Genomic DNA, 11821 nt, shown 5'->3' on the forward strand with positions numbered 1-11821 from the left:
TCATCATAAAAGAACAAAATAAGAACGGAGGACACAATGCCTGGTTTTGAACATCTGATTATTCTTCTGCTGTTTATTCTGATTGGTGGGCTCGGCATGGCCGCGATGCAGGACGGTGCATCGGTGATGTGGCGTTTTCTTTCCAAGAAACTGCCAAAGGCCCCTCGCCCGCGCGTACAGCCGCAATCCCGTATTCCTGACCCGCTGTTTTTCCAGCGCTGAGGCAGACTGCCATAGAAAAACCGCCTGCGTATTCCACGAGGCGGCTTCCCAGAAAATTGATTTTCAGTGTGACTTAATAAGAGGCGCGGCGAACAAACCACAATGTGGCTGAAACACCGCGCCTAATCCGAGCGAACCCCCAGGTGTGCCCGGGCCTTCTCCGTCAGTGGCTGCCTAATCCGTGGGCGCCAAAAAGATTGATCGTACCTCCCCAGATGGATCAATCCCGATCTGAAATCGGTGAAGGAAGCAGCATCCGACAGGATTTGACGGTTGCTGTCAAGGTTGCTTATGCAAATATTGCAATTTTTTTCTACCAAAGACATAAAAAAGCCGCCGTTTGGCGTGAAAACGGCGGCTAATTTCAACGATGGTTGATTTTTCAGGACGCTATTTCAGCGGCTCACCCTGATATTCGGATACCCGGCAATATTGCTCGCCCCCTACTGCCCGGATGTTATCGCACAGCAGTTCTGCGTCCTCTTCCCGCTCAAGCGGCCCTACAATCAGGCGCAGGAACGTGCCAATGCCTTCCTGGTTCTGGGTATAAATGCGTGGAGACAGCCCTTCAAGCTGGCCAGAGAACGCCCTGTAGAGCGCTGACCAGCCGCTATCCACCTGGTCTTTAGACCGGTAGGACGCCAGATGTGCGCCGTAATAGGTGCGGCTGTCATCCTGCGCGTCGTTCGTGGCGGGTGTGCCGCTGTCGATCGCACCTGTTTGAACATCAGCCCCGGTCTGCGATGTGCCCGTTGGCGCGGTCTGCGTATTATCCACAGCTGGCTGGGACGTGGCTTGCGGCTGCGAGGATTGTTGTTGTTGCTGTTTTGCAGGCGCCTTGGTCTGATAGGCTGCATTGCGGTCGATCATCTCAACAGAGAACAAGCGGTTCTCAAGCGACTTGATCTCGGTGCGTACACCGGAAAGGTCATTCCGCACGCGACGAAGCGCTGCTTCTGTCTCTGGGTCTTTCTGGAACGCAGCCAGCTTCTGTTCCATACTTGCAAGGGCCTGGTCCTGATTGCGAACATGCTTCACAAGGTCCACATACAGCCGCTCAAGGGCATTGAAGCGGTCCTTGAGGTCTCGGTTGTCCTCGGATACGCCCTCTACGCTGCGCTCCAGCGTTACCTGGCGCGCTTCAACAAGAACGTCTTCGCCTTGCCAAAGGTTAGTGGAGCCGCCACACGCGCTGGTAAACAGCGCCAGGCAGGCAACAATTGCCCCTTTTCTGGGAAATACTACGGGTGCGCTAAGTCCCTGTGTCATGATCACGCCTTTCTACACATTGCTTTTCGCCTTTATTTTCAAAGGTTAAGCTGCATCCATGCCTTAAGTGGCAATCTTTCTCAGCTATCGAATATGCAAAGGTAGTGCCAATAAAGCCTATCGGGGCAATGATACCACAGATAAGGCGGCTATGCAGGACCAGCGTCAGCCGATGCGCTTCTGTTTGCGGCGACGCTCATAGGCCAGATAGGAAAAAGGCATGCTGGACAGATAGGCAGCTGCGATCACGATAAGCACCAGCCAAGTGCGAACAAACAGCCCCGCGATCACAATGCCAATGATCAGCATCACGGGAACGAACCAGGCCTTCGGCACACGGAAGGCCTTCAGCGAAATGGTTGGGATGGTAGAGACCATCAATACTGCGACAACAACCGCATAGGCCGCCACCACAAGCCCATAGTTGTGGACCACAACAGCTTCAAGGGCGAAATCGACAATCAGTGGCATCAGCAGGAGCGTGGCGCCCGCAGGCGCCGGAACACCGGTCAGGAAACCAAGGCGTTTGCGGGGTTCATCTTCGTCATCCAGCTTGGCATTGAAGCGCGCCAGACGAAGCGCCATGGCGATGGCGTAAATCAGTGCGACAGCCCATCCAAGGCGGTCAAGGCCTTCCAGCACCCACAGATACAGGATTACAGCCGGGGCCACGCCAAAGGACACTACGTCCGAAAGCGAATCCAGCTCTGCCCCAAAACGGCTGGTGCTTTTGAGTAGCCTGGCTACTGTCCCGTCAAGCCCGTCGAAGATGCCCGCAAGCAGAATGGCAAATACGGCCAGTTCCCACTTTCCTGCCAACGCAAACTTGATGGACGTCAGCCCCGACATGAAGGCCATAAGCGTCACGACATTCGGCAGAATCGTCCGGATGGAAATCTTCTTGAACAATAGTGCCTGTTTTTCGTCGCCCATGGTCCCTGCTCCGCCCTTCGGTCTATTCGCTGGCGCTGGCAGCTTTGCGGCGACCGGCTGCCTTGCGGGCGATGATGGTTTCGCCACCGATCATGGTCTGGCCCACGGCTACGGTCGGCTTCTGGCCCTTGTCCAGATAGATATCCGTGCGGCTGCCGAAGCGGATCAGGCCGAAACGCTCACCGCGCTCCACCGTTTGCCCTACTTCAAGGTCACACAGGATACGCCGTGCCACAAGGCCCGCCACCTGGGCATAAGCGATATCGTGTCCATCTTCTGTGGTCATACGAATCAGCTGGCGTTCGTTTTCCTCGCTGGCCTCTTCGGCTGCAGCGTTCAGGAACTTGCCTGGCACATAAGCAACGCTGGTTACTTCACCCGCCGCAGGTGTGCGGTTCACGTGCACGTTAAACACTGACAGGAAAATGGAGATGCGCGTGCGCGGCTCATCGCCCATGCCAAGCTCAGCCGGCGGCGTGGCTTCCATTACCAGACACACAGTGCCGTCTGCAGGGCTAACCAGAACGCCTTTTTCGTCTGGGATCACGCGGTCAGGGTCGCGGAAGAAATAAAGGCACCATGCCGTCAGCACCAAACCGGCCCAGCCAAGGGGTTCCGAAAGGAAAAACAACCCCACGGAGACGGCAAAGAAAATCGCCACAAACAAATGCCCTTCCTTGTGGATTGGCGTCATCACTACATCCATAGCCTTCATCGGCGGCAACCTTTTTCTTTTGTAGGTAAATTTCGCACACACTGGCGATTTGAAGCCCTCCCGTCAAGTCTGACGGGGTGCGTGTGACGCAATATGGCACGATCGCAAAAAAAATCTTGTCCCTGGTGGGAGGATACAGCAAAAGAAATATCAGGCCTTTTAACGGTTGTTTAAGGCGGCGCAGCGATGCTGTAGCCACAGCTTTGAACATCCAAGCCCTTTTGGGCAGCAAGGCTTATATCAGGCGAGTAATCTGGCGTATTGGAAACGGGGCACCATGAAACTTCACGAATCGCTGCAGAAGGTCAAAGGGCATCTTGAAAGCCTGGAGGAAGCGGCCTTTGATCAGCTTGAGTTCGACTGGGAAGGCATAAAATTTCATGCTGCAGCAGATACTGACGCCAACGGCGGCGGACTGATCAAGCTGAATGCCAAGCTGGGCCGCCTCTATTTCACTGTTGAGAATGCCGCCGAACGCACCATGGCCATCGAACGCGTTTATTCCACCAACCGCGGCATCGACGGTGCCTACAGCATCAGCAAAAAGGGCGATGTGACATACCACAGCGTCACCGCCACCAGCCAGAAGCTCAAGGGCAATGACCTTGTGGGCGCGCTGACGCTGATCCTTCTGGAATCCGAAAGCCACCTGCGCGCGCTCCGGTCTCACCTGAAGCCCATCTAGGTTTAAACAATCCACACAAGGGGAAGCGCCTAGCCTTCGGACTTTTCGTCCTTGAGCGGCAGGCGGAACATCTGGCCCGGATAAATCATATCCGGGTCGCGGATCTGTTCGCTGTTTTCGCGGAAAATCACCGTATAGCGCACGCCTGAGCCATAAAGCTGGCGGGCAATCTGCCACAGCGTATTGCCGGGCCGCACGATCACGCCGCCTTCGGCAACGGCTGGGTCAATGGCCTCGCCCGCCTCGAACGGCTGTTCGATCCGAAGCTGCACCTGCCCATCACCGATGGTCTGGTCTACCCGGATCACATGGCTGCCCGGCGTCAGCGCCTGGCCCGCAAGCGCAATCTGCCAGCGGCCTTCGTCACCCGCCCGCATGTTGCCAATGAAATTTCCGTCCAGATACACACGAACATCCACGCGCGGCAAAGACCGGCCGGTGATAACAGCGTCGCCGCCGTCACCATAATCGATTGTATCGACACTCAGGCTTTCACCCACTTCACCAAAGGCGGCTACGCCCGGCTTCTGAAGGACCGTGGAGGCCCCTTCCCCGCTTTTGGGGGTCAGCACGGCCACAACGCCGTTCTGTTCGCGCTCAAGGAAGCGCTGGTTATCGCGTTCAGGCACCGATACCACGACCACATTATCGGCTTCGGCAACTTCTGTGCCGTCGCGTTCGCGGCCCTTTAGGTTCAGTTCAACGGAACCGGCGTCTAGCGGTTCCTCAAGAATCATGACCCACTCGCCGTTCTCGTCGGCTGTCACCTCAGAGACTTTGCGGCCATTTGCAAACAGCTCGATCTTTGCGCCCGGGGCCATCCGGCCCGCGATCACACCCGTGCCGCCGCGCGAAATACGCACAAGGTCAAACTCGGGAACCGGCTTTGCGGCCTGTTCTGCTGCTGGCTGCTGTTCTGATACTTCAGTGGGGGTGGCAGGCGCTTGCGGTGCGGGCTCGTCTGAGAAAAGCACATAAAGAATAGCGCCGACACCAATAGCCGCGCTCACGGCACCGATGGCAATCCGGCGCATATCATCGCTCTTGCTTTCCAGTGGGCCCATAACTCACCATACGTCCTGTTCAACAAAGCCTTAACAATCGGGCCTATATAATGAAAGATGAATTTATTAAAAACATGTCAAAACTTTGACAACTAAACTTTATGACACTGATTTAGCGCATTTTTCCAGTATTTGGCCAGCTTATGGCCCTCCTGCAAGAGGTAATGTATGAAGTCGACACCCCATAGCACCACACCAATCAGGAATGTTTGTGTCTATTGCGGCTCCAGGCTAGGCAACAAACCATCCTATGAAGCACTGGCGTCTGACCTTGGGGGCCGCATTGCGAGCGCTGGCATGGGCCTTGTTTACGGCGCTGGCAGCATCGGCCTGATGGGGGTCGTGGCCCGCGCTGCGCGCGACAGCGGCGCCCCCGTGATCGGCATCATCCCCGAGCACCTGGATGCGGTTGAGATTACGCAAGACGGCCTGACCGAGCTTCACGTCACGCAGAATATGCATGACCGCAAGCGCATGATGTTTGACCGGTCTGATGCCTTTATCATATTGCCCGGCGGGCTTGGCACGCTTGACGAGACATTCGAGATCATGACCTGGGCGCAGCTTAGCCTGCACAAGAAGCCGATTATCCTGATCAATCATGAGGACTATTGGACGCCATTGGTCGAACTTGTGAAGAATGTCGTGGATGGCGGCTTCGCCAGTGCCGAGAATGCGTCACTCCTTACCATTGTCGACACAGCCGAACAGGCGATTGAGAAGTTGAAAGCGATGGAAACCGCCCCATCTGAAGCCAGGAGCGAGCTTTTCTAAGCCAAAGTCAGGGACGCTGACGGCAGAAAAACCGGTCATTAGGGGTAAAATCCGCAAAAAGTCACACTTTTCCTGCGGATGGGCCTTCAACTCTGCAGATTCTGGTGATAGGGTGCGCGCAAAATCCGCACCGGCCCTCTCCCCGGCGCGATACTACCCCTTGGGAAAAATATAAATTTGAGGGAACTATGAGCAAGATTACCGTAAAAAACCCAATCGTGGAAATTGACGGCGACGAGATGACACGCATCATCTGGCAATGGATTCGCGAACGCCTGATCCAGCCGTATCTCGATGTTGAGCTTCTTTACTATGACCTTTCCGTCACCAAGCGTGACGAAACGGACGACCAGATCACCATTGACGCGGCAAACGCCATCAAGGAACACGGTGTGGGCGTGAAATGCGCGACCATCACCCCTGATGAGCAGCGCGTTGAGGAATTTGACCTCAAAAAAATGTGGCGCAGCCCGAACGGCACCATCCGGAACATTCTGGGCGGTACCGTATTCCGCGAGCCAATCATCATGAAGAACGTACCGCGTCTGGTTCCAGGCTGGACCAAGCCGATCGTTATCGGCCGTCACGCCTTTGGCGACCAATACCGTGCGACTGACTTCCTGGTGCCAGGTGCTGGCAAGCTGACCATGAAGTTCGAGCCTTCCGACGGCGGCGAAGCCATCGAACGCGAAGTGTACCAGTTTGAAGAAGCTGGCGTTGCCATGGGCATGTATAACGTGGACGACAGCATCCGCGATTTCGCCCGCGCCTGCATGAACTACGGCCTGAACCGCCAGTGGCCGGTTTACCTGTCCACCAAGAACACCATCCTCAAGGCCTATGACGGCCGCTTCAAGGACCTGTTCATGGAAGTGTTCGAAAACGAATTCCAGGACAAGTTCAAAGACGCTGGCATCACCTATGAACACCGTCTGATCGATGACATGGTGGCATGCGCCATGAAATGGGCTGGTGGCTTCGTATGGGCTTGTAAGAACTATGACGGCGACGTGCAGTCAGACACCGTGGCACAGGGCTTCGGCTCCCTCGGCCTGATGACGTCCGTTCTGATGACGCCAGACGGGAAGACCGTTGAGTCAGAAGCCGCACACGGCACCGTGACCCGCCACTACCGCCAGCATCAGGAAGGCAAGGAAACGTCGACGAACCCGATCGCTTCCATCTTCGCCTGGACGCGCGGCCTGAAGTATCGCGGCAAAATGGACGGCACGCCGGAAGTGGTCAACTTCGCTGAAGCGGTTGAAAAGGTATGTGTCAACACGGTTGAAACCGGCCACATGACCAAAGACCTGGCGCTCCTCATCGGTCCGAACCAATCCTGGATGACCACAGGCCAGTTCTTCGACAAGATCGACGAGAACCTGAAGGCAGAACTGGGCTAATCCCAAATAACTGCTAAAGAATTTGAAAAGCCGCCTACTCTTGGGCGGCTTTTTTTACGACTTCCAGGCCCGCATCAAGCCTGCTGAGAATAGCAGTCGGGACCGCCTTGGTACAGACCACATGCGCCTCCCTGCCTGCAGGCATCCCTTCAAGGCTCAGGAAAGCGAGCGCATCACCCCCTGCCACCTGTGCTTTGTGGATCGGCGCCATCAATTCGTTTTCGATGACAAAATCGATCCGCTTGCGCGCCAGAAGCTCAGCGAGCTTGTCATGACTGCTAGCAATGAAAAGATGCTTATTGTGGCTCTTCTTAAGAAGCTCCAGATGCGGGATGGCATAGACAGCATCGGTCACGAAGCCACCAATGAAATCCGTATCGGTGAACAGCGCTTCTATGGAAGGCAGTGCTTCAAAGGCTGCTTTGTCGGCTTCCCGCACCAGCAGGCCCGAGCGCCCGAATGTGCCGATAGGTGGCGAAAAATGCCACTGCTCATCCTGCTCCGTGCTTTTCTTCCAATAGCCGGCCACACAAAAGGGCTGCGTGCCATCGTCCAGGTTCCGCTTGATGCGATTGAAGGCCCGTTCCTGCCACTCGATAGTCAGGCCGGCTATGGCCGCAGCCTGATTGACAGTGTCGCCAAAAATGCCGGAAACGCGGCCTGCCTCTATTTCCAGAAAGGGGGGATGGTGTTCAACCTGAAACACAAGGCTGTCTTCAGCCTTTGCGGATGAAAAAGCGATCGGCCCCGCCATAACGGCAGCAAGCAACGGAAGAACTGAAAAACACCGAACCAAACCAGGCTCCCTTAAACTAGCTCGAAGCCCCCCAGAGACAGGACACTATCACATTTGAGGGGATCTGGCGACAGCAACCCAATGGTCATAATCCGCTATCATTTCCGTGCGCTCTTCGCCACTTAAAAGTCCGCATTCCACCAGGCCGATCAGGCGCTGGGACGCATATTCCTTAAGTTCGCTCAGAAGCGCTGGATAGATGGACATCAGAATCTGCAATTCTGTGCTGTCCAGCCACATGACACGGCACCGGGTGCGTGCGACAGAAGCGGGCTGACGGCCATGGTCACTGATCAGCGAGCATTCGCCCAGGAAATCGCCCGCACTGAGTGAGATTGCCCGGTGATGGTAGAAGGCCGTGATTTCGCCCGAAAGGATGAAATATATGCCGTTGTCCACATCACTGCGGCGCGTCAGCACTGTGCCGGGAACGAGCGTCACTGACCGCACGCGCGAAGCCAGCTCCTTGGCCACGTCTTTCGGCAACTTTTTCAGTGCCGGCAAATCATCGACAACACCTACGGGCACGACAAATTCGCGCCTGTGCACTTCATCTGAAAAGCCGGAGGCGATGATGCCAATCGGCACGGCGTAAAAGATAAAGCCCATCATCATCACGACACCGCCAATGACTTTACCAAGATCCGTGATCGGCACCGCATCGCCGTACCCTACGGTCGTGAAGGTGGCAAGCGCCCACCAGAGTGCCGCCGGGATGCTGCCGAATGCTTCAGGCTGTGCCTCATGTTCCGCCAGATACATGAGCGTGGAGGCAAACACCTCAAGCCCCACCATAATCACCATGGCGGCCAGAAGCGCCTGCCGTTCGGCATAGATCACGCGCGCGAGCGATGACAGCGCAGGCGAATAGCGCACCAGCTTGAGAAGCCTGAGCAGCCGGAATATCCTGAGCACGCGCAGGTCAAGCCCTGTCAGGTGGCCGAAATAGAATGGGATGATGGCAATCAGGTCAATCAGCGCGAGAGGCGAGAAAATATAGCGGACACGCCGCTCCCAGCCCCTGTCTCCCGGCACTGCCTCGCGTTCCGCGCTGGCCCACACACGCGCCAGATACTCGACCGTGAATATGCCGATAGAAAGGGCGTCAAATGCCTGGAAAATAGGGCCATAGGCCTGCCATAGGCTGTCAACTGTCTCAAGCGCGACCGCCGCCACGTTCAGGAGGATCAGCACAATCATGAAGCCTTCGAACACAGCAGCTTTCCGCCCCGCAAAGCTTCCCAGCTCCAGGAAGCTATATGTGCGTTGGCGGACTGTCTGCTTGTTCATGATTGTGCCTTTCTGGGCTGCTTCTAGCCAGCGATAACCGCCTCAATAGCTTCAAGCGCCTTGGCAGCGTTCGCACCGTCCGGGCCACCGGCCTGCGCCATATCAGGACGCCCGCCGCCGCCTTTGCCGCCAAGCGCCTCAGCGCCCGCGCGCACCAGGTCAACAGCGCTCAGCTTGGCTGTCAGGTCGTCGGTAACGCCAACAAGAAGTGCGGCCTTGCCGTCATTGACGGCCACAAAGGCCACTGCCCCACTGCCGAGGGACTTCTTGGCGTCATCCGCCAGGCCTCGCAGGTCCTTGGGGCTCACGCCGTCCAGCACCTGGCCCAGGAATTTCACGCCGCCGATGTCCTTCGCCGCCGGGCCGGAAGAACCGCCGCCAAGCGCCGCCTTCTTCTTGGCTTCCGAAAGCTCGCGCTCCAGCGTTTTCCGTTCAGCCTGCAGCGCCGAGATGCGGTCTGAAAGCTCAGCCGGGCTGGATTTAACCTGGGCAGAGGCCTCCTTCAAAAGCCGTTGCTGGCCCAGGAGGTGTTCAAGCGCCGCTTCACCCGTCAGGGCCTCGATCCGGCGCACACCAGCGGACACGCCGCCCTCTGAAAGGATAGTAAAGAGTGCAATGTCGCCCAGGCGCTTGACGTGCGTACCGCCGCACAGCTCAACCGAATAATGTGGTTTGGAAGCGCTTGCCTCGTCGCCCATGGACACAACGCGGACTTCATCGCCATATTTTTCACCAAACAGCGCCATGGCACCGGCCTCGATCGCGTCGTCATAGCTGAGGAGCCGGGTTTCAACGGCCGCGTTCTCGCGGATCACCCGGTTCACCTCGCGCTCAACGGCGGCCAGTTCATCTTCGGTCATGGCCTTGGGATGCGAAATATCAAAACGCAGGCGGTCTGGCGCCACAAGGGACCCCTTTTGGGTCACATGATCGCCCAGTTCACGGCGCAACACTTCATGCAGCACGTGGGTTGCGGAGTGGTTGGCCCGAAGCTTCGACCGGCGCTCACCGTCCACCAACATCTCAACCGTATCACCAACTTTCAGGCTGCCTTTCGAAACGGTGGCTTTATGCACATGCAAGGCGCCTACCATCTTGAGCGTGTCAGTTACAGTGATATCTGCGTCGTCGGTCTTCAGCGTGCCTGTGTCGCCCATCTGGCCGCCGCTTTCGCCGTAGAATGGCGTCTGGTTGGTGACAATCAGCACCTCGTCGCCCTCGCCCGCGCTCTCGGTGCGCGCGCCGTCTTTCACAAGGGCAACAACCTTGCCTTCCGCCTGTTCGGTGGAATAGCCGACAAATTCGGTCGCGCCGAACTCGTCATTGATATCGAACCAAACTTTCTCAGTCGCTGCATCGCCGGAGCCAGACCAGGCGGCGCGGGCCTTGGCGCGCTGTTCTTCCATGGCGGCATTGAAGCCGTCCACGTCAACCGTGCGGTCCTGAGCGCGCAGGGCATCCTGTGTCAGGTCAAGCGGGAAGCCGTATGTGTCATAAAGCTTGAACGCCACATCGCCTGGCAGCTCGGTGCCGTCGCCGATTTTGGCAAGCTCGTCATCCAAGAGCTTGAGGCCCTTGTCCAGCATCTGGCGGAAGCGGCCTTCTTCAAGCTTCAGGGTTTCCTCGATCAGACGCTCGGCACGGCCAAGTTCAGGGAAGGCCTGGCCCATTTCGTGGATCAGCGTTGGCGCCAGCTGGTACATCACCAGATCCTTCGCGCCCAGCATGTGCGCGTGGCGCATGGCGCGGCGCATGATGCGGCGAAGCACATAGCCGCGGCCTTCGTTGGACGGCAGCACGCCGTCCGCGATCAGGAAGCTGCAGGCACGCAGGTGGTCTGCGATCACCCGGTGCGATGCGCGCGTCTTGTCATTCTCTGCAGCCCCCGTAGCGTTCACCGACGCTGCGATGATGGCTTTGAACGTATCGATCTCATAGTTGTCGTGGGTGCCCTGCATCACGGCGGAGATACGCTCCAGCCCCATGCCGGTATCAATCGACGGCTTCGGCAGGTTGATGCGCTCGCCTGACGCCAACTGCTCATACTGCATGAAGACGAGGTTCCAGATTTCCACGAAACGGTCGCCGTCTTCTTCCGGCGTGCCTGGAGGGCCGCCCCAGATATGATCGCCGTGGTCATAGAAGATTTCAGAGCACGGCCCACAAGGCCCCGTATCGCCCATGGACCAGAAGTTGTCTGATGTGGCGATGCGGATGATGCGCTCTTCCGGCAGCATCGCGATCTTCTTCCACAGGTCAAAGGCTTCATCATCTTCATGAAACACTGTGACCGTCAGCTTGTCCTTGTTCAGGCCATATTCGCGTGTAATCAGGTTCCAGGCGTGACTGATCGCGTCTTCCTTGAAATAATCACCGAAGGAGAAGTTCCCCAGCATCTCGAAGAAGGTATGGTGGCGCGCGGTGTAGCCCACGTTATCGAGGTCATTGTGTTTGCCGCCGGCACGCACACATTTCTGGCTGGACACAGCCCGGTTATAGTCCCGCGTTTCCGCACCCGTGAAGACATTCTTGAACGGCACCATGCCCGCGTTGACAAACATCAGCGTCGGGTCGTTGTGCGGCACCAGCGGCGCGGACGGCACCACCTCGTGCCCCTGCCCTTTGAAATAATCCAGAAACGCCTTGCGGATATCGTTAGCGCCAGTGATC

The 11821-nt window shown here is 57.1% G+C and carries 11 protein-coding genes; 4 read left to right on the forward strand and 7 right to left on the reverse strand.

All coding sequences use genetic code 11. The annotated features are described in order from the left end of the window. Positions 1–36: 36 nt before the first annotated feature. The gene (locus ACFO5Q_RS10850; protein ID WP_068145619.1) at positions 37–222 is read left to right on the forward strand and encodes a hypothetical protein; all 186 of its coding nucleotides are present in this window, start codon (positions 37–39) and stop codon (positions 220–222) included. Between the two features lie 390 nt (positions 223–612). On the opposite strand, the gene ACFO5Q_RS10855 is transcribed toward ACFO5Q_RS10850, so the two are convergent. The 3 genes from ACFO5Q_RS10855 to ACFO5Q_RS10865 form a co-directional block, all read right to left on the reverse strand. Beyond that, positions 613–1491, reverse strand: coding sequence for an SPOR domain-containing protein (locus tag ACFO5Q_RS10855; RefSeq protein ID WP_068145618.1), 879 nt, complete (start codon positions 1489–1491; stop codon positions 613–615). 165 nt (positions 1492–1656) lie between these two features. After that, positions 1657–2424, reverse strand: coding sequence for a CDP-diacylglycerol--serine O-phosphatidyltransferase (pssA, locus tag ACFO5Q_RS10860; RefSeq protein ID WP_068145615.1), 768 nt, complete (start codon positions 2422–2424; stop codon positions 1657–1659). Between the two features lie 22 nt (positions 2425–2446). Next, positions 2447–3139 (reverse strand): phosphatidylserine decarboxylase, encoded by a 693-nt coding sequence (locus ACFO5Q_RS10865; protein ID WP_068145613.1) that lies wholly within the window; start codon positions 3137–3139, stop codon positions 2447–2449. Positions 3140–3416: 277 nt separating this feature from the next. On the opposite strand from ACFO5Q_RS10865, the gene ACFO5Q_RS10870 reads away from it, so the two are divergent. Next, complete coding sequence (locus ACFO5Q_RS10870; protein WP_068145611.1) at positions 3417–3824, forward strand: hypothetical protein; 408 nt, start codon at positions 3417–3419, stop codon at positions 3822–3824. Between the two features lie 29 nt (positions 3825–3853). Here the strand turns inward: ACFO5Q_RS10870 and ACFO5Q_RS10875 are convergent, their stop codons facing one another. Next, the gene (locus tag ACFO5Q_RS10875) at positions 3854–4858 is read right to left on the reverse strand and encodes a LysM peptidoglycan-binding domain-containing protein (protein WP_380084357.1); all 1005 of its coding nucleotides are present in this window, start codon (positions 4856–4858) and stop codon (positions 3854–3856) included. 198 nt (positions 4859–5056) lie between these two features. On the opposite strand from ACFO5Q_RS10875, the gene ACFO5Q_RS10880 reads away from it, so the two are divergent. Both ACFO5Q_RS10880 and ACFO5Q_RS10885 read left to right on the forward strand, forming a co-directional pair. Further along, positions 5057–5662 carry an LOG family protein gene (locus ACFO5Q_RS10880; protein WP_068145605.1) on the forward strand — a complete coding sequence of 202 codons (606 nt, stop codon included), beginning with the start codon at positions 5057–5059 and terminating at the stop codon, positions 5660–5662. Between the two features lie 188 nt (positions 5663–5850). After that, positions 5851–7065 carry an NADP-dependent isocitrate dehydrogenase gene (locus ACFO5Q_RS10885; RefSeq protein WP_068145600.1) on the forward strand — a complete coding sequence of 405 codons (1215 nt, stop codon included), beginning with the start codon at positions 5851–5853 and terminating at the stop codon, positions 7063–7065. 34 nt (positions 7066–7099) lie between these two features. Here the strand turns inward: ACFO5Q_RS10885 and ACFO5Q_RS10890 are convergent, their stop codons facing one another. The 3 genes from ACFO5Q_RS10890 to alaS are packed head-to-tail and all read right to left on the reverse strand — an operon-like array spanning position 7100 to position 11820. Beyond that, positions 7100–7861, reverse strand: a complete 762-nt coding sequence (locus ACFO5Q_RS10890; RefSeq protein ID WP_156431904.1) for a transporter substrate-binding domain-containing protein — start codon at positions 7859–7861, stop codon at positions 7100–7102. Between the two features lie 48 nt (positions 7862–7909). After that, positions 7910–9151 (reverse strand): ion transporter, encoded by a 1242-nt coding sequence (locus ACFO5Q_RS10895; protein WP_068145593.1) that lies wholly within the window; start codon positions 9149–9151, stop codon positions 7910–7912. Between the two features lie 23 nt (positions 9152–9174). Beyond that, complete coding sequence (gene alaS, locus ACFO5Q_RS10900; protein ID WP_068146116.1) at positions 9175–11820, reverse strand: alanine--tRNA ligase; 2646 nt, start codon at positions 11818–11820, stop codon at positions 9175–9177. Between the last annotated feature and the right edge of the window lies 1 nt (position 11821).

This window comes from Kordiimonas lipolytica (assembly GCF_042651265.1).
Taxonomy (GTDB): Bacteria; Pseudomonadota; Alphaproteobacteria; order Sphingomonadales; family Kordiimonadaceae; genus Kordiimonas; species Kordiimonas lipolytica.